The organism is Mucilaginibacter sp., from assembly GCF_025362475.1.
Lineage (GTDB): Bacteria > Bacteroidota > Bacteroidia > Sphingobacteriales > Sphingobacteriaceae > Mucilaginibacter.
On the sequence record NZ_JANYGH010000025.1, the window covers coordinates 62,727 to 87,067 of the forward strand.

The 24,341-nt window shown below is 39.0% G+C and carries 20 protein-coding genes; 16 read left to right on the forward strand and 4 right to left on the reverse strand.

The window, feature by feature from the left end; genetic code table 11:
- Positions 1 to 594: 594 nt before the first annotated feature.
- Together Q0R88_RS09920 and Q0R88_RS09925 are read right to left on the reverse strand one after the other, a co-directional pair.
- The gene (locus Q0R88_RS09920) at positions 595 to 1,032 is read right to left on the reverse strand and encodes a hypothetical protein (RefSeq protein WP_295715592.1); all 438 of its coding nucleotides are present in this window, start codon (positions 1,030 to 1,032) and stop codon (positions 595 to 597) included.
- A gap of 3 nt (positions 1,033 to 1,035) precedes the next feature.
- A complete protein-coding gene (locus tag Q0R88_RS09925; RefSeq protein ID WP_295715594.1) occupies positions 1,036 to 1,362 on the reverse strand; it encodes a hypothetical protein in 327 nt (108 codons plus the stop codon).
- Between the two features lie 1,268 nt (positions 1,363 to 2,630).
- Between Q0R88_RS09925 and Q0R88_RS09930 the strand changes: the two genes are divergently transcribed.
- The gene (locus Q0R88_RS09930) at positions 2,631 to 2,951 is read left to right on the forward strand and encodes a hypothetical protein (protein WP_295715596.1); all 321 of its coding nucleotides are present in this window, start codon (positions 2,631 to 2,633) and stop codon (positions 2,949 to 2,951) included.
- A gap of 163 nt (positions 2,952 to 3,114) precedes the next feature.
- Here Q0R88_RS09930 and Q0R88_RS09935 read toward each other — a convergent pair whose 3' ends face one another.
- Positions 3,115 to 3,573 (reverse strand): hypothetical protein, encoded by a 459-nt coding sequence (locus Q0R88_RS09935; protein ID WP_295715598.1) that lies wholly within the window; start codon positions 3,571 to 3,573, stop codon positions 3,115 to 3,117.
- Positions 3,574 to 3,969: 396 nt separating this feature from the next.
- Between Q0R88_RS09935 and Q0R88_RS09940 the strand changes: the two genes are divergently transcribed.
- Entirely contained in the window at positions 3,970 to 4,092 is a 123-nt protein-coding gene (locus Q0R88_RS09940) for a hypothetical protein (protein ID WP_295715600.1), read from the forward strand.
- 290 nt (positions 4,093 to 4,382) lie between these two features.
- Here Q0R88_RS09940 and Q0R88_RS09945 read toward each other — a convergent pair whose 3' ends face one another.
- Positions 4,383 to 6,791, reverse strand: a complete 2,409-nt coding sequence (locus Q0R88_RS09945; protein ID WP_295715601.1) for an outer membrane beta-barrel family protein — start codon at positions 6,789 to 6,791, stop codon at positions 4,383 to 4,385.
- A 283-nt stretch (positions 6,792 to 7,074) separates the two neighbouring features.
- Here Q0R88_RS09945 and Q0R88_RS09950 point away from each other — a divergent pair, with 283 nt between their 5' ends.
- From Q0R88_RS09950 to Q0R88_RS10015, 14 genes are all read left to right on the forward strand, one after another.
- On the forward strand, positions 7,075 to 8,007 hold the full coding sequence (locus tag Q0R88_RS09950) for a histidine kinase (protein ID WP_295715603.1): 933 nt from the start codon (positions 7,075 to 7,077) through the stop codon (positions 8,005 to 8,007).
- Positions 8,008 to 8,018: 11 nt separating this feature from the next.
- The gene (locus Q0R88_RS09955) at positions 8,019 to 8,783 is read left to right on the forward strand and encodes a LytTR family DNA-binding domain-containing protein (RefSeq protein ID WP_295715605.1); all 765 of its coding nucleotides are present in this window, start codon (positions 8,019 to 8,021) and stop codon (positions 8,781 to 8,783) included.
- A complete protein-coding gene (locus Q0R88_RS09960; protein WP_295715660.1) occupies positions 8,783 to 9,865 on the forward strand; it encodes a glycosyltransferase in 1,083 nt (360 codons plus the stop codon). The genes Q0R88_RS09955 and Q0R88_RS09960 overlap by 1 nt, the downstream gene beginning before the upstream one ends.
- Before the next feature lie 458 nt (positions 9,866 to 10,323).
- Positions 10,324 to 10,515 (forward strand): class I lanthipeptide, encoded by a 192-nt coding sequence (locus Q0R88_RS09965; protein WP_295715607.1) that lies wholly within the window; start codon positions 10,324 to 10,326, stop codon positions 10,513 to 10,515.
- Positions 10,516 to 10,726: 211 nt separating this feature from the next.
- Entirely contained in the window at positions 10,727 to 11,911 is a 1,185-nt protein-coding gene (locus tag Q0R88_RS09970) for a lanthionine synthetase LanC family protein (RefSeq protein WP_295715609.1), read from the forward strand.
- A 2-nt stretch (positions 11,912 to 11,913) separates the two neighbouring features.
- Positions 11,914 to 13,092, forward strand: a complete 1,179-nt coding sequence (locus Q0R88_RS09975; RefSeq protein WP_295715611.1) for a lanthionine synthetase LanC family protein — start codon at positions 11,914 to 11,916, stop codon at positions 13,090 to 13,092.
- Positions 13,093 to 13,095: 3 nt separating this feature from the next.
- Positions 13,096 to 14,052, forward strand: a complete 957-nt coding sequence (locus Q0R88_RS09980; protein ID WP_295715614.1) for an LLM class flavin-dependent oxidoreductase — start codon at positions 13,096 to 13,098, stop codon at positions 14,050 to 14,052.
- A 17-nt stretch (positions 14,053 to 14,069) separates the two neighbouring features.
- A complete protein-coding gene (locus Q0R88_RS09985; RefSeq protein ID WP_295715616.1) occupies positions 14,070 to 17,243 on the forward strand; it encodes a lantibiotic dehydratase in 3,174 nt (1,057 codons plus the stop codon).
- Positions 17,240 to 18,211 (forward strand): LLM class flavin-dependent oxidoreductase, encoded by a 972-nt coding sequence (locus Q0R88_RS09990; RefSeq protein ID WP_295715618.1) that lies wholly within the window; start codon positions 17,240 to 17,242, stop codon positions 18,209 to 18,211. The genes Q0R88_RS09985 and Q0R88_RS09990 overlap by 4 nt, the downstream gene beginning before the upstream one ends.
- Positions 18,212 to 18,217: 6 nt before the next feature.
- Positions 18,218 to 20,401, forward strand: coding sequence for a peptidase domain-containing ABC transporter (locus Q0R88_RS09995; RefSeq protein ID WP_295715620.1), 2,184 nt, complete (start codon positions 18,218 to 18,220; stop codon positions 20,399 to 20,401).
- 7 nt (positions 20,402 to 20,408) lie between these two features.
- Positions 20,409 to 20,957, forward strand: a complete 549-nt coding sequence (locus Q0R88_RS10000) for a hypothetical protein (RefSeq protein WP_295715623.1) — start codon at positions 20,409 to 20,411, stop codon at positions 20,955 to 20,957.
- Positions 20,958 to 21,008: 51 nt separating this feature from the next.
- A complete protein-coding gene (locus Q0R88_RS10005) occupies positions 21,009 to 22,004 on the forward strand; it encodes an NAD-dependent epimerase/dehydratase family protein (protein WP_295715625.1) in 996 nt (331 codons plus the stop codon).
- A 137-nt stretch (positions 22,005 to 22,141) separates the two neighbouring features.
- Complete coding sequence (locus tag Q0R88_RS10010; protein ID WP_295715627.1) at positions 22,142 to 23,200, forward strand: glycosyltransferase family 61 protein; 1,059 nt, start codon at positions 22,142 to 22,144, stop codon at positions 23,198 to 23,200.
- Positions 23,201 to 23,249: 49 nt separating this feature from the next.
- The gene (locus Q0R88_RS10015) at positions 23,250 to 24,338 is read left to right on the forward strand and encodes a glycosyltransferase family A protein (protein ID WP_295715630.1); all 1,089 of its coding nucleotides are present in this window, start codon (positions 23,250 to 23,252) and stop codon (positions 24,336 to 24,338) included.
- Positions 24,339 to 24,341: the final 3 nt, after the last annotated feature.

Sequence of the window (24,341 nt, forward strand, 5' to 3'; positions counted from 1 at the left end):
GAGGTAGCCAGAAGTATGCAATTATTTGGTTTATTTTGGCTTTTGATATAAACAGAAAACGCCGTAAATTATTCATTTACAGCGTTTTTGTTGTTTTTAAAGTCTACCTGGCGGAGAGGGAGGGATTTGTTTACCTCTTAAACCGACTTGATATTCAATATGTTAGGCGTATTTTATTTCTTACTCACCGAAATACTCACCACTTTTTTTGTACAGATTAATTGCAAATCTTATAATACAAATATAGGGATTATGCATTCGTAAAACAGATTATTTGGAGCTTATTATGCTGATCATCTGTAACCGCAAAGGTAGCCCGCGAAGCCAAGGCAGTAAAGGGCTTTCGCGGCATAAACCCACAGCCCTTTCACGCACATATCCATTTATTCCACTTTCCCTTGACAGCCCTGTCTTCTTCCGCTTTTTGTTGCTTAACAGAAGATCACCTGAACGACTATGCCCGTTTTATAAAGTAGTCCGCTAATAGGAAGCAAGTTTGTGTTTTTGTTACCACAAAAACTACCCCGATGCCTTCGGCTCGGGGCAAACTTGCCATTGCTCCCGGTGGTTGCAATGGAATAAACATATTATCTGCTAACCATGATTGTGTAGCATGTTCTTAATTCTCATATGCTCTTCTGGTCCAAAACGATCATAAACCAAATGAATAATTTTAATATTATCTAAAATCCAATCATAGTTATTAAATCCTTCATTGCCTGGGGTAATATTTGACGGCTCTCCAAATTCTTGCACAAAATATTTTTGAAATTCGTTGAAAGAACTTTGTTGATCATCATAATTTGTTCTGAAAAATTCAAATTCTGAAAGATGCCCATTTAGTCCCGGTTCAAAGTGAAAACCGATCATACAATTTAAACCGTTAAATAATGTACATTTAATTGTGTAGTAACCGTCAGTTATGTGTTTTAAGTGTTTACCATTAAATAACTCCACAAGGTTTTCCTCACTAATTTCCCACGGCACAAAAATACTTGGCTCATCTATTTGAATTCCTTTATGAATATTCATTCCTTAATAATTAGAATTCGCCTCAAGTTGTTCTAAAAGTCTTTCGGCTTCAAGTTTTTTGACGGTTATAAACTTTACACCGTTATTTGGGTTCGTGTAACTTTCTTTTCTTCTAAGATATTCGACAGCATCTTTTAGCTCTTCTATTGATAAACTTTTAAGGTCTGGATATTTATCTAAAACATTAACGGTTTCTAATGATCCATTTTCAATAGCAGCAAATCTTTGCTTGTCTGTTTTTTTTATTTCAACTAACTCATATTTATTTAAATCGAGACTTGACCATTCTTTAAGCTTCAAATAGTCATCTACTAAAAGCTTATCAATCATAATTTTTCCTTTACCGGCCCAGTGCCGATTTTGGCCATCTTTTTTAACCCCAGTAATCCAATATGACTCCTTAGTTTCTATATTAAAGCAAGATCCATGACCATTACCTTTAAAGGCTTGACCATTAAAATAAATAGTTTGTCCCGTTTAGGAAAATTCAACCATACCGATCTAAGCGGGTCCGTCATCATGATAGCCTGATTTTAATTCTATGTATTTAATTTCCGATTTCATTTGCTTATTACCAATAGTAGAACTGATTTACGAAATTAAGTAAATTCCTAATATTATTCCTGATTTTGAGGGTAAGTATACTCACTACCATGGCAAAAACGGCCTTTAGCCTATGGTCGGTGTTATCACCGTACCATTAAAATAAAAGAAAAAGGCTGCTCCAAAGAAACAGCCTTATAAAATGTTTTAAATTCTTTCAGTAATTTCAAGTGCTACCGAACTTTTCTGGCGGAGAGGGAGGGAACAACCGTAGGTTATTTTTAGTCTCTATATCAGTAAGTTACATTTTCAAAAATCTTTAAGGGTCACCGAATAGGTCACCTCCAAATTCAACCAAATAGCGCGAATGGCTTATAGTGTAAAATTACTGAATTTTGAATTGTATTTCAAGGAAATAGGAAAAAGTGTTAATTGATTAAATGATTATACATCCAACGAGAATCGTGCTATAGGTCCACATGATAATTTAAATGCGGTTTTTATCGCATTTATCGGAAAAACCCACTTGGTGACTCAATAAACATATAGTAAGTTTTGGTAGCAAATATTTGAATAAAATTAGTTAAGTTCTGTTTAAGGTCAAATAAGCAAAATGATATTTTTGAACATAATTATTCTGAAAAATAATTGAAGAGTCAGGCTTTCTTATGTATCTAAGATAATAAAAAGGCGATAAAAAAAGTTTTGACCATTTTTTTGTGCGGACTTAACAACGTGAAGTGCAATTTATTGAAAAGAAATACATGGCCGGTTGAACGTTAAAACAGAAATCCGTTCAAATCTTCAAGAGCTTTCGAGATCCAAGCAAATATTTTCCGATCTAATGATAATCACTTTGGCAAAATGGGGGCTTAATAAAGGTGCCGCCGTATGTTCAAAGGAAAAAAGTTCTATGTTTCTTATGATCAAGCTTCGGTAAGCAATATTCACACAAAAACATAAAGACAAGACTTAGACCGCCCCTGATTTGCAGACTCAATTCACACAAAAACTGTATCTGAAATTAAAATAGACTTTGTTTCGGAATTTTTGAAATGGTTACCTACTCGCAAACCAATAATATTTTCCTTGCTGACACTTTACCTATAAAATACATAGATTTTTATCGTGCTTTTGAAAAAAATTTGAGGGAGCGAAATATCAGCTTTGACTTATTGCCGGGTACGAAAGATATTTTGGCTGTAGATTATATGACTTTACAAGTGCAGGAAGAAAAAAAAGTACATTTTGTAAACAATCCAAAATATTTGCAAAGTAAGAAACTGAAAACTACTATTTCTGATGCTGGAAAAATTTGCGGGGTCATTAAAATTAAAACGGAACAATCAGTTATTAACCTGGACGGTGGAAGTTAACAACGGCGGTGGAAGTTAACAAGGACATCTACGTTGATCAAATTTATCTCCGACTATCTATCAGGTGATTGTGATTTAAAATTCATTCAGCAAGCAATAGAGTTGCAGACTTTATCAATAACGATGCCAACGGATGAATTCGATATTTTATTAAAAGGCCGGGTTAACTGTGTATGGCTAATAAAGAATATCGGTGTTTTCTGCCTATCTTAATAGTTGCTACCAAGCCTTTATTCTTCAATGTAGATAGTATGCCGGAAATATCCCGTCCTAATTTTATCGGGTCTATTCCCGGTTCAAGCGCAGCGATTTTATTTGCAATATCTTCCTTAAAACCATCCCCAATCTCATTTAAAACATAAGTGATCTTCGCTACTGAAGTAAGGTCTGGTGAGAATTTTGAAGGCACAACAAGTTCTTTATGGGGTTTTTCAGCAACGCCGGGTTGCTTGTTATTCCCCGCTGAATTTCCCTTCGCATTCTTTTTCGCATCGTTATTCAAACTACCCGGAGTTGCTGACAAAGTAGAAAGAACCTGCTCTATCTTTTTTATTTCCATTTCATGGAATTTTATTTTTGACTTTAAATGATTGACTATATCTTGCTCTGTAATCTCTACCATATAAATCTTTTTTCAATTATCGTGTTTTTTGCTGAAAAAAACGATTTCATATAGACAAAACCTAATTTGGTGTAATTTTTTTCATGTTTTAAAGCGTATTTTGTTACTTATGGCCTTTGTAAGACTTTTCAAGGTGACAAGGATTGAAAAGGAAAAACATAAGATCTTATCACTAATATAACCGATTAATATGGCAGCGATTAACGAAAACGATATGATAATTCATGTATTGGAAAAAATCAACTTTCACAAGGGTGAAGTGGAGAAATATGAAAGCGTACTATCTTTATTTACCACTCATCTAAAACCAAACAATAAGAAAGATCATAAATATGATGTACTCGAAAGCATTGTAAAAATTCTGAGAAATAACATTTCAACCTAATATACCAGGCAATGTACCCAACCAGTGATACAGCATGTTCACTTTTTAAGGAATGTTCTCCTTACAAACAATTGCAGCATGCCTATTTTCCATCACAACAGGCCGAACAGGTATTCCAGGGTAAAACATTATAGCAAAAAATACAGAAATTCGCTTTTGGTTATCAGCGCAATCGTGATTCGCTAAAGAGTAGCTTGAACAAGGGGAAAATGACAACAACTGCACTTGAATTTCTCTTTATAAATTGGGATTGGAGATAAACGCGGTTGTTTGGAGAACGCCCCGCCGCTTGATTAATACATATTCAGACATCGGGCTGATTGAGGTGAGTGGCAAAATAAAAATAATATTATAGGAACGATACTTAACCACACGAGGGCTGAATTTCATTTAGATAAGCAGATTGCCTTACTCAATTGCGAGCTTATTGTTGCTGCATTCTTCCCTCCTCCTGCTGCGTTCCCGTACGGCGATTTCTCGCCACTTTTATTTTAGAATTGCCGAAAGAATAAGAAAATGACAAGGAATAGCGCCTGCTTTCCCATTCATTTTGCCACCGCGTATTTATATTGTTATATTGCAGGATGCTCCGATAACGATTCCCAAAAAATATGTCGCGTACTTTAAAACTAATAGTCGATTTTCCGCTGAACAGGCTTTTTACAATCCCCGCATCTATTTGAGTGCCTGCGAGCGTGTGAGCCAACCCGTTTATTGATGGTGAAAAATACAATGCAGAGATCTGCAATCGGTAACTTTTAGGAAGAGTGATTTCTTCTTGTGTATTAGCAGTCCATGAGTATTTTGAGCTCCGGTAAGGAATTCCGGCCACCACTGTTTTAACATTGTTATAGAGAACATCTATTTCTGCATTCATATTCCACCATTTCGTCACGTTAAAATTTCCCGAACTGGTAGCGCTGAAAGTATTGGTGGATCCTAAATTTTCATAACGGTTGATGCTTTCCCTGGTTTGGTCGTTTTGGAAAAGGACACTGTTCACCGCGTCATTTATCTTAAGATAGCTTAAACTGAGTATCTGAAAATTGTGATAAGTATAATTAAAGATAAATGAGCCAGAAATTGAGGGCTGTAAATAAGGATTTCCTTGGAAAGCTGTATATGGATCGGTATACCGGATCGCGGAATTAAGCGTACTATAATTCGGCCTGGTAATTCTCCGGCTAAAGGATGCATTAAACTGACTATTATCATTTGGCCTAAATGTTAAAAACAAACTTGGAAACAACTGCCAGTAATTACGGTCAATAACTTGTCTATGTGTTATAGAATTGGCTTTGGATACCGTTTGCTCAGCGCGTATGCTCGCTTTAAGATCCCATTTCTTCCCTAAGTTCGTGCCCAGATTAATGTAAGCGGCATTAAGATTTTCTGTATACCTAAAATCGTTACTTCTTACTGTGTCCGTGATATAACCGGCTGATTTGAGGGAGTCAAAGCCTATGTTACTCCTGGTGTTTACCCAGCTGCTCTTGAGCCCAACTTCAAGCGTCCATTTCTTTGCAAACAGATAGCTGTAGTCCATCTTGATGGAATAAACAGTAAAGTCAACAGGATTGCTGCTTCTCAAATTTACCGGTGCCGTGGCGGGATTCCCATTTCCGTTTAAGTATTCATTAAGATAGGATTGATTATTAGTCGCGGAATTACTCACGTAGTCTGCGTCAAAGCCAAGCTTTTGAGCAATGGTATCCAGATTTATAGTATAGTTAAAATTAAAACTGTAACTGTCATTGCCGGATTTTTGCGGATTACTGCCATTAACATAGCCAATAACGCCGGAGGAGTTAGTAATTACAGAATTGCTTACTGCATTGACCGTTTGAGGCGAATTAAGCCCCTTGAACATAAATCCTATCGTTTGGTTTTTTGCAGCAAAATAATCTGCTCCCAAAATATAACTGGTGGCATAAATTTTGGGGTGCCAAAAATTGACTTCATTGAAATTTTCGTCACCTATCTGCCTGTTAATGGTCAAGCGGTTGTAGCTGTCTATATAAGCTTCACTTAACCTGGTATAAACACTGAATTTTCCTGAGTTATAATTAAGGTTAAGCCCCCCCGAAAGTTTTCCATACCTTCCGTAGCCGGCAGTGGAATTTACATTTCCGTTGTATCCGGCCACTTTATTGCGTTTGAGCACGATATTAATAACCCCCGCTGTTCCTTCAGCGTCAAAATTGCCTGGAGGATTTGCGATGAGCTCTATTTTACTAATCAGGTTACCGGGCAACAGTTTCAGATAATTACTTACTTCACTGCCGGTCATAAATGTCTGTTTCCCATTGATCATTACATTTACTCCTCCATTATTGCGAAAAAGTATATTGTCATCCTTGTCGAGCCGTATACCGGGCGCCTTGGTGAGCACCTCAAGTGAATTGTCTCCGGCAGTATTCATATTGCCTACATTTATAACCAGCCGGTCACTTTTCTGTTCCAGTCGAGGTACTCTCGAATTAACAACCACCTCTGACAGATGGGTGATTTTCTCATTCATTGTCAGGGCCGGCAACTGAACGGCAGTCCCTGATATTTTAAAAGGAGTGGTAATTACCGGGAGATACCCAACCATGGTTACCTGGATATAGTAAACTCCAGGCGAAATCTGGGTAAATTTAAAATCCCCCGAGGAATCGCTTGCCTGCTGCGAGATTTTAGTACTATCCAAAAACCGGTACAGAAGTATACTTGTTCCACTCAGCCGTTCTTTTTTTGAATTCTGGATGCTACCTTGTACAATGCTACTTTGTGCCGCTGCTTCCAGTTGCAAAAGCGTGCATGCGGAGATCAAAAAGAAAAGCTTTTTCATGTGCTGTAATTTAAGTTACAACAAATCTGCAACCAGCAAACCGTTGTAGCTAATTTATTATACCTACCTCATGGAAAATTACACCAACAGCGGATAAAGCTGTATTGGAAGAAAGTATCGTTTGGCCCGTCCAAAAAGCATGTTGGTGTAATTTTTTTTTTTTTTATTAATGGAATGTTAGCTTTACTACATGGGAAAGAGTAAGGTTTTTACACTCCACTGCATCGGGTGGCTCTTATATATAATTTATGATTTGCTTGGTGTATTTCTGTTTCCCAAAACCGTGGAATTACAAGAACGTGCATTGATCATCCATTTTGGATTTATTATTTGCCAAGTAACAACGTTTTACTATACCTATCTTCTTATTTTACCGCTTATAGCACAAAACGGAAAAAAATACTTGCTTACAGCTGGTCTGCTCTCGGCACCCTGTATTTTTATTGTGCTCCGGTTTTTGATAGAAGAAATCTTAGATCCCTATTTTTTTAACATCCATAACTATTTTAAGGGTACAGCAACCTCTTATTATATCCTCGATAACCTTTACCGGGGTATACCCACCATCTCATTCAGTATCGCGCTCTGGAGTTTACAGAGGATTTATAGGCAGGAGCACGAAAACAGGTTGCTGAGAGACGAAAATAAAAAAGCTGAGCTGGCATTTCTTAAATCGCAGATCAACCCCCATTTCCTTTATAATACGTTAAATTATATTTACTCGTTGGCCTATCCGGTATCTGCAGGTATCACAGGCGCGGTATTAAAGTTATCGCATTTAATGCGTTATATGCTGGATGACAGTTCAAATGCAAGAGTTCCGCTTCAAAAGGAAGTAGATTATTTGAATAACTATATTGCTATTTATAAACTCCGTTTTGAAACTATTTTTTTTGTTGATTTTGACATTCATCTTTCCCGTGAACCGGTTCTGATCGCACCGCTATTGTTGATACCATTTGTTGAAAATGCGCTTAAGCACGGTGTTGTGGACGATCCGGACACTCCAATCGTGATTTCACTTCATATTCAAATGGATGAACTCAACTTCATGGTAAATAACAAGATCAATACAAATCGCAAGGATACTTCGAGCGGTATTGGGTTGGCCAATGTAAATCGTCGGCTCGAATTGATCTATCCCAAACAATATAAATTACTGATTTCAGAGAAAGATGGCTTTTACAGTTCTAAATTATTAATCAAGCTTAATTAACCTTGTTGTATATGAAAGGTCCCAAGATAAGATGTTTGGCAGTTGATGATGAACCCTATGCTGCAAAGATAATCGCCGATTTTATTGGAAAAGTACCGTTCCTTGAACTGGCCGGCATAGCTACCAGCGGACTCGACGCCCTAACTGCTGTTCGAAACGGAGACATAGATCTCGTTTTCCTCGATATCCTTATGCCTGATCTCACAGGAATTGAGTTTCTGAAATTATGCGGAAAAAAATGTAAAGTTATACTTACCACAGGCTATTCGGAATATGCCCTTCAAGGATATGAACTGGATGTTGTGGACTATCTGTTAAAGCCCGTTGCATTTGAACGCTTCATGAAGGCCGTAAACAAAATTTCAGATATTATGCACGCGGGAATTATGATTGATAAGGCATCAAATCAGGGAATGCTGCCGATACCTAATGATACTAACAAGGCACAGCAGAAAAGCGCCGATTATATATTTATTAAATCAGACAGCAAGAATAAATTTATCAAAGTGAATTTTGCAGATATCTTATATATTGAGGGACTTAAAAATTATATCCTTGTTTCCACAAAAGATCAAAGGCTGATCACATATACGACGCTTAAAGACTTTGAATTGCAGTTACCTTCCCCTCCTTTTTACCGTGTCCATAAATCCTTTATAGTTTCTCTCGAGCAGATAAAACTGGTAAACGGAAACACCATTTACATTCATGATTACCAAATCCCTATCGGTGAAACCTACAAGGAGTTTTTTTTTAAAATGGTACGCGAAGTTTGATGAAAGATAAAACGTTACTGCTTACAGATGTAAATTTTTGGATAAAAGGTGCCGGTCACAGAATGAGGATTGCCGATATGATAAGTTATCTGAGTGCACATCTTAGTTTAACTGTGGTATATATAGGTGTAATGGATAGCCTGCTTCAAGGAGATTTAAGTAAAGAGTATGGAGTTGAGCTTGTTATACTTGATGATAAAAAAATTATCAGTACAGTTGCTTATGGTCAACGGCTTCGGCGTTATCTGAAAAACAATACATTTAAAGCTGTTATTATAGAATATATCCACAACAGCGTCTTTTTAAATTACCTTAGACGAGAGCAGGTGGTCATCTTGGATATTCACGACATTATCAGCGAGAGATCAAAGGAATTTGAAAAATTCAATTACCGTGGCACTATGTTCGAATTGGATCAGTACACAGAAGTTGAAATACTTAACGCCTATGATCGGGTAATTGTGTTGTGCAAACCCGATCTTATAAAACTTCAAGCATTGACCGACCCTGGGCGGGTAATGCTTTGTCCGCATCCGGCAATACCATCATTCCATCCGACAAGGAAACTTGCGTTAAATGTTAATTTTTTGGGAAGTGAATATCTGCCCAATAAAGACGCCATCCAGAATTTTGTTATTAATTGCTGGCCTCAGGTCGCCCCAGGTCGTCCTGTAACGCTGAATATTTATGGCAATGTTTGCAAGGTAATTGATTTTGAAATTCCGCCTCAGGTGGTGCTAAAATATTATGCACACAACATCGAAAGCATTTATAATCAAGCAGATATTATTATAAACCCCGTTCGTTTCGGCGCTGGGCTTAAGATCAAAAATATTGAAGCCCTGGCAAATGGCCGGCCGCTAATTACTACGCGACACGGCGCAAGGGGGCTTGAACCAGGTGCCGGGAATGCATTCCTTGTAGCAGAAGATATGACACACTTCACCGAGCTTTTACTCCAGCTTATCGACAGCTATGAGCTGCGCCTAAAATTATCCGCTACCGCGCTGGAATTTGTAACTGCCCGTTTTTCTCAGGAAGCCTGTTTAACACCTCTGCTAAACTATATTGCCGCTTTATAGTAGGTATATACCAAATCCCAGTTTCGCTGTATTTCCCGGCGCGGTTCAGCAAGTCGTCAAAATCTGCGATGCCAATATTCACAATAACTGTTAAGGTATCACAATGGCACAAAAAAAGTTCCGCCGGAGCACCGGAAAACTCTGTAAACTTTACGGCTATTACTATAGAATAATGCATAAGATTATTATTTAAGAATTAATTTTATATATTATTATAAATTATAAGAATTAATTCTTATAATTGAAAATCGGTCTATAGAATATACGCCTAAACTATTTAATAGCCTGCCGATAACCAATAAAACATAATTCCTGACTCAATTTTTTAACGATATATGGTGAAGAGCCATCTAAAGATGCTTACTAGTGGCTGCCTACTATGCCGGCATAAAAGGAATAGTGCTAAATACCTACAGCAGGAAAGTTAGGTTAACTTATTTTTTAAACAAACTATCAAAATGGAAGAAAACAAATCAAATTTCAACCCAATCAGGATTGGAAAAAAGCTGAAACTTAACAAGGAAACTGTTAGCAGGCTTCAGGCAGAACAAATGGAAATGGTAATAGGTGGCGATGGCGGTACCTATACATGCCCTTCAGGAACCTGCCCGAGTGCTGTTTGTTCATGCGGAGGTATTTCCTGCTTCTAAGGTCATTCTGCAGGTTCTGAATACAATTGTTCGCTATTGAATATAGCACCTGCTGCCCGGCGGCAATTCGCCGCCGGGCCATTTTACAGTATTTAACCAGGCTGCCGGTCCGCTTAAAATCTTATCTTTATTCTGATTGAAATTATTCAAACTTTCTATAGTCTTACTTTGATTTTTTTACTGCAAATAAACCAAACCCATTAATCTTACTATGAATATTGCGCCAAAAGTAGAGCAAATTATAAAAGATACAGAACGTGCAGGTAATGTATTTACCGGACCGGGTGTTTTACAGGGGCTGGCAGGAAAAATGTTGTACCATTATTATTTATACAGATATTTTGGCAAAAATGCGACAAACCTTGACGCCGTAAAAACTAATCTGGATGCGGTAAATCGCATGTTATGTTCCGGGTATGCATCCGATTATTACGTGATGGAACTTTGTGAATATGGAAAGCTTTTATGTTACCTACACGAATCAGACGAGCTTGCAATACAATCCGGGGAATATTTAGAGCTCACTGATAAATTAATAATAGAACAATTCAAAGATACTCTTGCCACCAGAAACTATGACCCTCACTACGGTGCTATTGCCTGTGGCAATTATTTTCTTGATCGTTTTGCGTCAAACCCAATTGTATCTGTTTTTTTGATGGAACTGCTGCAAAAATTGAAAGATGAATTTAAGGAAGGGATAGACCGGGTCACGCTTCCTGAAATTAATTCGTATACGATTAAAAAATTTCTGGGAATCAGCCATGGGCTTGCCGGAGTACTGATGTTTCTGATAAATCTTTTGGAAACTAACCAGTGGTCATCAGGCGCAGAAGAAAGGCCGCTAATCAAAATGTTCTCCGATTTTCTTTGGTCAAAAGAGCAAGACTATCAAATGATGGGCTGTTGTTTTCCCGATATGCTGGATGCCAGCACTTACCGGACACCGCTGTATATTACGTATGGAGATTTAGGTATTATCTACACCTTATATCGTTCGGCAGCAGCGCTTAGCGACGACACCCGAAAAGCAGCAGCTTTAGAACTGTTAAAGAAATGTGCTTCAAGGCGCAAGCTCAATGAAGAGACAAAAATCAAGCACGCCGGAATGGAGACCGGTTCCGCAGGACTGATGGCATTTTTCCGTTTCCTTTTCGAGATATCGGAAGAGCCTGCTTTGATGCAAGCGGCTGAATATTGGCTGGAAACAACGATAGCACTTGGAGAAAAAATACCCGAAAACACGACATCAGGCTATGAATTCGTCTATAATCAAACCATTCCCAGTAATAATTTCTCGTTTACAGGGGGTATTATTGGTATTGGCATAGCTCTCATTTATGCCTCGGTTCCAGGTGCTGATAGTTCATTTTTAAAGTTTTACAATTTCAGATAGCCATGGAAGCAACAGTCACAGATCCAGTGTTAACTGCGGCCATCGTTCATTTTGATGATAACTTTTCTGATGCAAGTGTCAATTACGGCCTGTATGGTGGAAAAACGGGTTTGATCCTATATTATTTATACTTATTTAAATATTCAGGAGAACAAAAACATTTTGACAGAATGAACGATTTGATCGAAGAATCGTTCTCGATAATCAATAGTCATTCAAATTTCTTTTCTTCGAATTCCTCTTTTGCCGAAGGGTTATCCGGACTGGGTATGGTACTTATTATACTGACAGAGGAAGACATGATTGATCCGGACATCCTGGAAACGGTTGATGAACTTTGTCCGGTTTTTGAAAAGATGGGAGATACCTGGCTTGAAAATAACGTCCTGGATCTTTTTTACGGGCTGTTTGGTTTATTACAGTTCCTCGGAAGTATGCCGGCGGGTTCTTCAGCGTACCGCCTTGCCAACAAATTAACACGTAAATTATTAGCGGCAATCCCAGAGGAAGGGCCATATTATTTCCTGAACGACCTCCCACTTTTCGAAGAGAAACAGGTAAATATTAGTCTATCACATGGCAACTGCGGGTTTTTGCTGGTGTTGTTAAATCTTTATGAACGTGGCATATGCAATGATCTTATTCCCGCTGTTGCTGATAGCGTAATCAATTACCTATTGTTGCTCGGAAACGGGGCTAATGATAGCCTGAGTTGTTCCAGGTATCCCTATTCCATTACAACCCATAATCAAAAATGGAACTTCGGCAATCGCCTGGCATGGTGTTACGGCGATCTCAATATTGTTCATGTATTATACCGGGCAGGAATGCTATTTGAAAATAAATCCTATATGACACTGGCTGATAACCTGGGGGCTGTGGCTTCAGAACGCATGACGTCAGAGAGCACGCTTGTAATCAATTCTCACTTTTGTCATGGTAGTTCGGGATTAGCCACCTATTACCGTATCCTCTATAATCTGAGCGGTCGTTCCTGCTATGAAAAAGCTTTTCATTATTGGAATGAAAAGACTGTTGAATACCTGAACCATGACCTGCTCACCAACCATTTTGCCAACAATTATGGCATACTGGAAGGTTTGGCAGGCCCAATACTTTCCTTGCTGGCAAGTAAGGACAAAAGCCTGTATAAAAATTGGAATAAAATATTTTTACTGTAAGATATGAAATCACTAAAACTTGGTTTACTGGAATTTGGCGTCAGGAAAAAACTGAATACCCTTTCAAAAATTGACGATATTTTTGCCTACGCGTGTGAAGCTGACCGTCTTGGATATTCCAGGTTCTGGCTTGGCGAGCATTACACAGTGTCGGCAGATACAGCATGGCAGAACCCCGAACCGCTGATTCCCCTTTTGGCCGGAATGACAAATAATATTTCGGTAGGAGTCGCCGGATTACTGATCAGGTATCACTGCCCCTACCGCGTGGCGCTGAGTTTTAAAATGCTCAGCAATTTATTTCCGGGAAGAATTGATCTCGGCTTTGCAAAAGGTACACCAGGCGAAAAAAATGTAATTCCCCTGCTTCTTGGTGGTTACATGAATGATGAGGGGGCAAATTTATTTACCGACCGGATGTTAGAAACCATAAGTATCCTTAAAAACGAAGAAGAGTACGCCGGCAGGAATATTATTCTGCCGCCTTACAAGGGAGATTTGCCGAATCTCTGGGGCCTTAGCATTTCAAATAATGGCTTAAACCAGGCGCTTGATAATGAGATGAATTATTCCAGGTCATTATTTCATGAAAAGGCCAACATTTCTTTCGAAAAGGAAAAACTGTACGCTTACAAAAACAAATTTGAAGATCTGTACGGCAAGAAACCAATGGTTAACCTGGCTATTGCGGGGTATTGTGCTGAAAGTGCCCAAAGTGCCGAATCGGAATTCAAGACATTATTAAAAAACAACCCTTATTATTTGCCTTTTGAAAAAAATGCAAGCTGCTATGTTTATGGTTCCCCCAGCCAGTTTGCAGACAAATTGAATGAGCTGGCGGAAAATTATGGTACCGAAGAATTTATTTTTATCGATATCGCTGATGAACCTGGGAAAAGAAAAGAAACATTGAATTTAATAGGTGAGGAACTATCGCTTATGCCATGCCTTGAACAATAACTAACGCTGCGTAAAACATGATACCTAACACCACGCTGAGCTATTTTGGTCAATTTACCCATCGGTCACCATCATGGCCCTTCAAAAAGATCCAGGAAATACAGAACAAGGATCTGAATGTTTTATTTACGGAGCTGTTTCTTGATCCGTTCTTTAAAGAAGCCATTTTTCTTGCTTCGCCAAATTTGTACAACGCATTTGAAAAATGGATCAACGGCGCAGAGTCAGATCCGAAAAAAGTAGAGAGGCTCCATATTTCACTACTGAAATACTATTTAAGAATGAGCAACAGGTGTACCCCTTTTGGATTGTTCGCCGGCTGCGGTACAGGTATTATTGCTGACCTGGAAAATGAAAGTGCCGCTAAAACAAATGAACACAGCAGGCATACCCGGCTGGACATGAATTACCTGACTGCGCTTGTCAATGACATATCGATTGACCCGGAAATCCGGTACGAATTAAAATACTTTCCCAATAATTCCATTTACGAAAATTTCGATAAGGTAAGGTTTGTTGAGTATGAGTTTATCAACAAGAGGCGCAATCACAACCTGGTTGCCGTTGATAATAGTGAATATCTGACAACGGTACTTAGGTTTTGTAAAAAAGGGGCTACTATTTTTGAACTTACAACCTGCCTGGTGTCACCAGAAATAGATAGGGACGAAGCGGTAGAATTTATAAACGAACTGATTACTGCCCAGGTCCTGGTTAGTGAACTTGAACCTACGGTTACTGGAGAGGAATTTGACAAGGTATTGGTAAAAAATCTGAAAACAATTTTGGGGCGTGTTAAAAACAAAGCACTCTTTTCACGCCTCAACAATATAGTAATCTGCCTGGATAAGGTATTGGCACTCTTAAATCAGCTTGACCAAAACGGTACAGGTAACGATGTTCAGGATTATATTTCTATTATGAGCCAATTGGAAAGCCTCGGAACCAAATTTGAAAAGGAGTACATTTTTCAAACAGATCTTGTAAAATCTGTTGGCAATAACCTGGTGGATAAAGCAACTGCAGACGATGTACTTGAAGCAATAAATGTATTAAGCTACTTTACAGAAAGACACGCACCAGTTACGCTATCGCGATTCAGGGATGCTTTTTATGAAAGATACGAGGAGCGTGAGATCAAATTAGTTGAAGCGCTGGATACCGATATTGGGATTGGCTACAAAACAGATGCTTTGGAACAGTTCGATTATACCCCTTTCATAGAAGGTTTTGAATCTGCATTTAAGAAGCCGGCAAAACCGGCTGAATTTAAGATGACGCCGATCCAGTCCTTTTGGTTATTTAAATATCTGGATGCCGTTAAAGAGGGCCGGGACGAAATTATCATTCGGCAGGAGGACCTTACGCTGCTGGAAAATAAAGCTACTGAGCTGCCCGCCACGTTTTCTGCCATGATATCCCTGGATAAAAATGAAAGAGAAAAAGGTCATTCCATCTACTTTTATAATTGCGGTGGAAGCAGCGCCGCCAATCTTTTAGGAAGATTTTGCCACAACGATGCGGCTATCCTGAACCTTGTAAACGAAATTACGGAATTTGAAAAGCAAATCTATTCGGGCAAATTGATCGCAGAGATCGTCCATCTGCCTGAATCCAGAATAGGAAACATACTTTCCAGGCCGGTAGTGCGTGAAATGGAGATCCCCTACCTTGCTAAATCCACTGTGGACATTTCTGAACAGATTGATATCAACGATCTTTTTATTTCCATTAAAAATGAAAGACTGATTTTACGGTCAGGAAAACATAATAAGGAAATCATTCCCAGGTTGTCAACCGCCCACAATTATGAGAAAAACGCGTTGCCGGTTTACCAGTTTTTATGCGACCTGCAGCTACAAAACAGGCTGCCGTCTGTATATATCAACCTGGGTGTTGTGAACAGCCTCACAACATGTACCCCGCGAATCAGATACAAAAATGCCGTTCTGCTGCCGAAGACATGGAACTTTGCTGAAAAGGATTTAAGCGGCATCAAAAATTGCTCCCCGGATAAGCTATTTTCTAAATTTAGCGAATTTCGCTCAGTTCATGAACTGCCGCAATACATCCTGATGGCCGAACATGACAATGAGCTGCTACTTAATTTAGATGATGAAAATTCGATAAAGCTGTTTGTAACGGAGTTGAAGCAAAAGAAAACCGTCAGAATTATAGAATCATTCTTTAAAGGCCAAAAGGTCTTGCTTGAAAGCAACAAAAAACCGTTTTTCACCAATCAGTTCATTTTTTCTTTTAAAAACAACGCATCCGTCAATGTAGACTGGCCAGTCACAGGCAGTGTTAATAATTTAATAGCAGACCGAATATTCGTTCCCGGAGACAACTGGCTTTATTTCAAGATATATGTCAGTCATAAGTCTACGAACCGAATCCTGACCGAGTGCATTCAGCCTATTATAGATAACCTACTCGTTGTCAATAAAATAACAAAATGGTTTTTCCTCAGGTACCTTGACCCCAAACCTCATTTAAAAATAAGGCTGCATCTACAGGAAAGCGCTGCTTTAGGATCCATTATTGCTCAACTCAACTCCGCATTACAACCTTACATTGAAAGCGGCCTGATCTGGAAAATCCAACTCGATTCTTACGAACGTGAAATAGAACGATATGGGTTAAGTAATATAGAGAACACTGAGGACATATTTTTTTATGACAGCCAGGCATGCATGAAGATCATTGCAAATACTTCCGGCATCACCCAGGTGAACGACTCCTGGCTTATTGCATTAAAAAGCATTGATGGCTATTTGGATAGCTTTTCTTTTACACTTCAGCAGAAACATGTTTATATGACAGAGATTCGAAATGGTTTCCTAACAGAATTTGATTACTCAGAAAAAATTAAAAATGTCGTTAACCGAAAATTCAAGGAGAATGAAAAGCGGATATTTCAGATAATGACGGTTTCTACCGGTAATAAAGCAACGGATGAAATTCTGCGTAAAAGGGACGCAAAGATTCAGTCTGCATTGGTTAAGCTTAAAAACTCGGTAGACAAGCGACAATCCTATATCATCCTTCAAAGTTACTTGCATATGTTTCTTAATCGCTTTTTTACCTCCAAACAGCGATTGCATGAATTTGTGGTGTATTGCATGCTGGAGAAATATTATTTCATAAACCTTCAAAAATATAAGTCTATTAACAAATCGATCCCAGCATGAAAAATCCCATTAAAATTGGCCTTTTGGAGTTTGGCGACGCTCCCGCTATGGAGCATGAGTTGGCAACGATTAAAAATGTCATTGAATATGCCAGAGAAGCCGACAATCTTGGCTTTTCAAGGTTTTGGCTTGCAGAACACTATGACCTGGTACGGCCCTGGTATAACCCCGAAGTACTTATTCCCATAATTGCCGGGATGACCAACGATATCAGGGTAGGCGCTGCGGGCATACTACTCAGTGTCCATTCAGCTTACCGGGTTGCCCTGTCATTTAAACTGCTCCATAATTTGTTTGAAGAACGAATCGATCTCGGCCTGGCGCGCGGCCTGGCCGCGGTCAATATTGCTCAAGCTCTGTTATCCAGCGAGGACCATAAAGATCTTCAAGCCTTAAAAAACTGTTTTAATGCAAAACAGGAGGAACTTTACCATATTCTTCATCATGAAAGCGTCAATTTGCAGAACGGTCTGATCGTCCCCCCCTACAAAGGAACTATTCCTGAAGTTTGGTCATTAGGCAGGTCCTATTACAATTTGAATCTTGCAGTCAAGTGCCGGAATAACTTTTGCCTGTCCACGTTTCACATAACGTTAGGCGAAAAGCATATTGAACTAAATAAAGAAAAGTTTCAGGCCTACAGTGATGATTTTTTTGAAAAACACCACGAAAGGCCTTCAATTGCAATCGCATTTGAGGGAATCTGCCATAAAGATGATAAACGCATAAAAGCAATTATCAATGCGAAAAATGCGGGACATTTACTTACCGAACCGAATTATCTCATTGGCCCCCCATCCTTATTTTTGGAAAGAGTAAACGAGATGCAAGAAATCAGTGGCGTTGACGAGTTTATTTTTTTTAATTCCGCCCTGGTGCAGCACGACAAACTGCATGCGATAGAACAGCTTAGCGACGCATTTGAGTTGAGTGCCGTTGGGGATACCTCACCAGTAAAATCAGAATAACACAACATGGCCTTTACATCCTACCTGCAGTTTGATGAAAAAGATTGCGGCCCTGCGTGTGTCAGAATGGTCGCAAAGCATTATGGCAAAAACTATTCAATTTCCACGTTGCGGGAGAAATGTAATATCAATCGCCAGGGCGTTAGTCTTCTTGGGATTAGTCAGGCCGCAGAAAATATTGGTTTCGATACCCTGGGCGCACGCCTTACATTGGAGCAATTAAAAGACGCTTTGCTTCCCTGCATCGTATTCTGGCAGCAAAAACATTTTGTTGTGGTCTATAAGATCAAAAGAGGTAATGTTTATGTTGCCGATCCGGCACATGGTTTATTGGTTCACAGTGAAGAGGATTTTCTTAATGGATGGATCATCGCTGCTAACTCGGGTAAGCGGGAGGGGCTGTGTCTATTACTGGAGCCAAAAGATGAATTTTACCAGGAAGAGGACGAACCTGTTGACCAAAAGCACCTGACCCGCCTTTTTGGCTATTTTTTACATTATAAAAAACTGTTGCTGCAATTATTGGTCGCTATACTCTTTGCAAGCGCTTTACAGATAACCCTTCCGTTTTTGACCCAAAGCATTGTTGACAAGGGTATTAACTCCAAGAACATAAACTTTATCACCATTATACTTGTAGCGCAGCTTGTTTTGTTTTTGAGCCGGGCCTCTGTGGACCTTGTACGAACCTGGATACTGTTACATATTACCTCGAGGATCAATTTGACGATCATTTCTAATTTTCTTTACAAGTTGCTTCGGCTTCCCTTGAGTTTTTTTGACACCAAAAAAATTGGCGACATCCTGCAGCGAACGCAGGATCAATCACGGATCGAACATTTCCTGACCGGTTCCTCCACTTATGCTTTATTTGCCTTACTTAACCTGCTAATTTTCTCCATCGTTCTCATTCAATACAATGGACTGATCTTTATCGTATTTCTTTTGGGAAGTATACTATATCTTTTGTGGATAGCACTTTTTATAAAGCGCAAGAAAACCCTGGACACCAAACATTTCAAGCTTGTAAGTAAAAATCACGATCATATTATTCAGATGGTATCCGGAATGCAGGAGATCAAGGTCAATAATTCCGAGCGCAATAAAAGATGGGATTGGGAAAAGCTCCAGGCAAGCATTTTTCGGTTAAACATGCAAATACTTGCTTTTGGGCAGTACCAGACGGCCGGCGGTGGCATCATCAATGAAAGCAAAAATATTTTAATAACCTATCTAGCCGCAACGTCTGTTGTAGAAAATAAAATCACGTTAGGCGCAATGCTTGCTATTCAGTACATCATCGGCCAGTTGAACGGTCCTATTGATCAAATATCTCAATTTATGCTTTCTTACCAGGAGGCAAAACTCAGTCTTGAAAGGCTTGCAGAGATCGAAACGATTAAAGACGAGGAATCAAAAAATTCCGGGCTACTGGAAATCGATTTTGATAAAGAGGATATTATTCTTGACAATGTCAACTTTTCCTACCCTGGCACCAGTAACAGGCCTGTACTCAAAAACATCAATCTGGTTATTCCAAACGGTAAAACTACAGCAATAGTAGGCATGAGCGGCAGCGGAAAAACTACTTTGCTAAAATTATTATTGAAATTCTATGATCCTGATAATGGAGCAATTCTTTGTGACACCACAAATCTCAACTGCATAAGTCATAAGCGCTGGAGAAGTCATTGCGGTGTGGTCATGCAGGACGGATATATTTTTTCTGATTCCATCGCAAAAAACATAGCGCTCGGGTACGATGAGATAGACTATCAACGGTTGGTATACGCAGCTAAAATTGCTAATATTCAGGATTATGTGGAAAGCCTCCCTTTGTCTTATAATTCTGTCGTCGGGATGGATGGAAGCGGCCTGAGCCAAGGACAGAAACAGCGACTCCTGATTGCCAGGAGTGTTTATAAAAACCCAAACCTGTTTTTTTTTGATGAAGCCACCAACGCACTGGATGCAACCAACGAAACGGTGATCATGAAGAATTTACAGCAATTATTTACCGGTAAAACCGTCATTATCATTGCTCACCGGTTAAGCACAGTCAAAAAAGCAGATAAGATCGTCGTGTTGGAAAAAGGCGTAATTATTGAAGAAGGCAGGCATGAAGCTTTAATTCGTAACAAAAGTGTCTATTATAACCTAGTTAAAGATCAGTTAGAGCTGGGGGAGTAATCGTAAAATGAAAAAAGAAGAAATTAGCCAGATCGATTTTCACATCCATGATGTAAATGAAACCTTTAGTCCTCCGCCAACACATACGATCAGAAACGTGTTGTTGGTGATTTTCTGGGTGATCGTCTTTATGATGGTGTTGATGTGTTTTATAAAGGTACCCAGTACCACATCCGCAGGAGTAGTCATCACCTATCGTGACCCGCTAAATTTAACCTATTCGGCCAAAAATTTAAATACGACGAAGGACCAGGCCTTCGGCATCGTAAAACTAAAACAGCAGGAAATATTGGAAATTTTCAAAGCAAAAACTGTTAAAGTAAGCCTGGCCAGTTACCCCGAAAAAACATATGGCAATGTTTCGGCCCTTATTTATCCCGCCGGAGAGCGATTTGAGGCACGGGATGCAACAGCATCGGTCATACTGGTCATGAAAGCTACCTCGGCTACATCCATCGGCAGGAAGATTCTTCTGAAGGAAGGAATGGTTGGAAATTGCAGATTCGACGGGAATGATCAGAGTATGTTCAAAATGCTTTTTCATTTAACTGATTAATACGGGCCAGTGCAAAATTATGATAACAACGAACCTAACCTAATTAAAAATATGATAACGTCATTAGTAACCGGCGGCGCCGGATTTATAGGATCACATACCGCATTACATTGTTTAAATCTTGGGCACAGAGTTATTATTCTGGACGATCTGAGCGGAGGTTTCAGAGATCACATTCCATTCGGGGCTGAATTTATTGAAGGTTCAGTTAATGACCTTCAGCTTTTGCAAAAAATATTTGCTGATTATAAATTTGACTATGTTTTCCACTTGGCCGCCTACGCTGCAGAAGGCCTGTCACATTTTGTCCGCAGGTTTAATTACAATAACAACCTAATCGGGTCTGTCAACCTGATCAACCTATCCATCATTTTCAAAATAAAATGCTTTGTATTTACATCATCTATCGCTGTGTATGGAGCTGGCCAGCTACCTCTGACCGAGAACATGGTTCCACATCCGGAAGACCCTTACGGCATAGCGAAATATGCCGTAGAAATGGACCTAAAGGCAGCAAATAAAATGTTCAATTTAAATTACATTATTTTCCGTCCGCATAACGTATACGGAGAAAATCAAAATATTGGGGATAAATACCGTAATGTTATCGGCATCTTCATGAATCAAATCCTTCGAAAAAAGCCACTGACTGTCTTTGGCGACGGACAACAGACCCGTGCATTCAGCTATATTGATGATGTGGCGCCCTATATTGCGAACAGTGTAAATATCAAAGAGGCATATAACCAGGTCTTTAACATCGGAGCAGACCATGCCTACACTGTTAATGAACTGGCAAGTATGGTAGCGGAAGAATTTGGTAAGCAACCAGAGATCGTTCACCTGGCAGCACGGAAAGAAGTAGTTCATGCGCACAGCAGCCATGCCAAAGCCACAGCAATTTTTGAGATGCGTCCCGGACTAAGTTTAAAAGCAGGCATCTCAAAAATGGCGGCATGGGCAACTACCGTTGGGGCGCGGGCAAGTAAAGATTTTGAAAAAATTGAAATCCAGGAAAAATTGCCGCAAGGCTGGTCTTCTGAATAAAGTTGCAGTATGATATCTAGCCCAAGACACTAACCTCAACATATAGGAAAAATCCAAATTCTTATCAGAATAAAAAACGGAACAAATTTCACTAAATAACAGCATCACGACAAGTTTATTATTTAGATCACCATCATATGATTATTGACACCATATCTTACAGCCAGAACAGGTATATCACTGTTAACCTGCCCATTAATATTAAACAAGAAAACCTCATATTATTTGAGCCCTATCTTGTTTACCCACTGAGAAGCCTTAGGACTAAAAACCTGAAAAATATTTTCGTAACACACACAGGACTGTGCATCAATAACAATGGCCTGATCAAGGAAAGTCACCATGATTATCCCGGCCAGCTGGAAGATTACCTGACAGAGGCGAGAGCTTATTTCCAGCGCACACAAGACGATGAAAATGAATTAATTGTTTTAAACGGACCGGTTAAATACCTGGTCATCCATCATCCCTGGTTTAATTATTATCACTGGTTGCTTGAATCAATCTTCAGGCTTTGGACCATACGGAACAAGATCGGAGAGATGATACTGGTATTACCGGAATCTTACCGAAACACAGATTTCATTATGGGATCTCTCGAGCCTTTCAAAATTGATAAAATTTATTTTATCCCGTCACGCAAAAGTCTTTTGATTGAAAATTTATGTTTGCCGCAAATAAAACCAATTGCAGATTCCTATAATTACAAACAGGTAAGGCAGGTAAGAGATTTCTATCTAAACTACGTACTACGGGAAAAACAAATAGAAATCAATTTAGGTGATAAAATTTATTTAACCCGCAAACAAGCTGCACGAAAGCACGTAACCAACGAACAGGAAGTTGAAAAGGTTTTATTAAGTCATGGTTTTTCGCTGCTTGCGAATGAAAACTATACTTTTCTGGAGCAGATAGCCATTTACGCCAACGCGAAATACCTGGTTTCCATTCATGGTTCCGGCTTAACCAATATGCTGTTTATGAAAGAAGGCTCCTCTATTCTGGAGCTTCACAAAACCCGGACGAATGAGTTGGACAGACCAAGTTTTGTTTTTTGGTATGAGGCCGAAGCACTAAATTTTAATTATTACCACCAGACGTGTAAAACGTCTGCGGACGACGACTATTTCTTCGGAGATTTCCAGATAGATATTCCTTTACTGCAAGAAAATCTGGCGCTGATGCTCTCTGCCTGAGATAATTTTACTTTTTTAGCCTCTGTCAATAAATTAACCCGAACTAATCATGAAGCACTATCAAATATCATTTTGCATTGTATGCATGAACAGGTTACACCATATTCAAAAAACACTTTTGCAAAACATTAAGGATAATGAAGCATATAGTCCTACCGAATTCATTTTACTTAATTATAATTCCGGCGACGGCCTGGATGAGTATATTCAAGCCCATTTCAAGAAGGAAATAGAAAGAAAAAAACTAATTTATTACAAAAACCCTGCACCCAAATACTTTCATCGCAGTCACTCACGCAATATTGCGTTCCGTTTAGCCAAAGGTGAAATCGTTTGTAATCTTGACGCGGATAATTATACCGGTAAAGGATTTTCAGCATATATCAATGAAGAATTTAACCGGCAAGAAAACATTTTTTTATCCAGTTCGCTTCATCCCGACGTTACCGGGCGGGTGATCATGAGGCGGGGTGACTTTCTCAGCTTGGGGGGCTATGACGAAAAAATGGCTGATTATGGGTTTGAAGATTATGATTTGATCAGCCGTATGGAACGCAAGGGGCTTACTAATATACATATCAAAGAGAACAAATATCTTAATGCAATCTCCCATTCTAAATCTGAACGTGTTGCCAACGAGTTTTTAAGAAACCAGCTGGAACACTGTTATCTGAGCCAACTTACGCCTTCAAGTTCTACAGTGTTGTTTCTTTTAAATAACGGTAATTTTATTAAGGCAAACTTAATAAACAGCAACGGCATTAATTCATCGTTCATATTTAAACCTTTTAGAAATCCTATGGTAACCAGGGAGAACAATGAATTACTTGAAGGAGAATGGATACACACGGGTAAGGAAATCAACCTATATCATAAAGGAATATTGTCAGATTCCTTGAAAGAATCGCCCTCCTCCATTTTTCCAGGCATGTTGAAAGGCGGTTCCATAAAATATGAAAAGGTAAAAACATCAAGTGCGCTAGTTGACGAAATTATCCAGTTTTTTTGCGAACAAACAAATAAAAACAAATGGATCTTAAACAACGAAAACAATTGCCTCACAGTCAATCCAAACGGGTTTGGCCATGCATCAGTTTATAAAAATTTCAATGTAAACCACTCTATTAGCCTGTCATGATAT

What these genes read in the sequence shown, in the direction of transcription:
- Q0R88_RS09920 (WP_295715592.1), bottom strand. Translation starts at nt 1,032, where the DNA reads ATGAATATTCATAAAGGAATTCAAATAGATGAGCCAAGTATTTTTGTG.
- Q0R88_RS09970 (WP_295715609.1), top strand. Translation starts at nt 10,727, where the DNA reads ATGAATATTGCGCCAAAAGTAGAGCAAATTATAAAAGATACAGAACGT.
- Q0R88_RS09960 (WP_295715660.1), top strand. Translation starts at nt 8,783, where the DNA reads ATGAAAGATAAAACGTTACTGCTTACAGATGTAAATTTTTGGATAAAA.
- Q0R88_RS09980 (WP_295715614.1), top strand. Translation starts at nt 13,096, where the DNA reads ATGAAATCACTAAAACTTGGTTTACTGGAATTTGGCGTCAGGAAAAAA.
- Q0R88_RS10005 (WP_295715625.1), top strand. Translation starts at nt 21,009, where the DNA reads ATGATAACGTCATTAGTAACCGGCGGCGCCGGATTTATAGGATCACAT.
- Q0R88_RS09995 (WP_295715620.1), top strand. Translation starts at nt 18,218, where the DNA reads ATGGCCTTTACATCCTACCTGCAGTTTGATGAAAAAGATTGCGGCCCT.
- Q0R88_RS09975 (WP_295715611.1), top strand. Translation starts at nt 11,914, where the DNA reads ATGGAAGCAACAGTCACAGATCCAGTGTTAACTGCGGCCATCGTTCAT.
- Q0R88_RS09940 (WP_295715600.1), top strand. Translation starts at nt 3,970, where the DNA reads ATGTACCCAACCAGTGATACAGCATGTTCACTTTTTAAGGAATGTTCT.
- Q0R88_RS09985 (WP_295715616.1), top strand. Translation starts at nt 14,070, where the DNA reads ATGATACCTAACACCACGCTGAGCTATTTTGGTCAATTTACCCATCGG.
- Q0R88_RS10015 (WP_295715630.1), top strand. Translation starts at nt 23,250, where the DNA reads ATGAAGCACTATCAAATATCATTTTGCATTGTATGCATGAACAGGTTA.
- Q0R88_RS09930 (WP_295715596.1), top strand. Translation starts at nt 2,631, where the DNA reads ATGGTTACCTACTCGCAAACCAATAATATTTTCCTTGCTGACACTTTA.
- Q0R88_RS09935 (WP_295715598.1), bottom strand. Translation starts at nt 3,573, where the DNA reads ATGGTAGAGATTACAGAGCAAGATATAGTCAATCATTTAAAGTCAAAA.
- Q0R88_RS09990 (WP_295715618.1), top strand. Translation starts at nt 17,240, where the DNA reads ATGAAAAATCCCATTAAAATTGGCCTTTTGGAGTTTGGCGACGCTCCC.
- Q0R88_RS10010 (WP_295715627.1), top strand. Translation starts at nt 22,142, where the DNA reads ATGATTATTGACACCATATCTTACAGCCAGAACAGGTATATCACTGTT.
- Q0R88_RS09925 (WP_295715594.1), bottom strand. Translation starts at nt 1,362, where the DNA reads ATGATTGATAAGCTTTTAGTAGATGACTATTTGAAGCTTAAAGAATGG.
- Q0R88_RS10000 (WP_295715623.1), top strand. Translation starts at nt 20,409, where the DNA reads ATGAAAAAAGAAGAAATTAGCCAGATCGATTTTCACATCCATGATGTA.
- Q0R88_RS09965 (WP_295715607.1), top strand. Translation starts at nt 10,324, where the DNA reads ATGGAAGAAAACAAATCAAATTTCAACCCAATCAGGATTGGAAAAAAG.
- Q0R88_RS09955 (WP_295715605.1), top strand. Translation starts at nt 8,019, where the DNA reads ATGAAAGGTCCCAAGATAAGATGTTTGGCAGTTGATGATGAACCCTAT.
- Q0R88_RS09945 (WP_295715601.1), bottom strand. Translation starts at nt 6,791, where the DNA reads ATGAAAAAGCTTTTCTTTTTGATCTCCGCATGCACGCTTTTGCAACTG.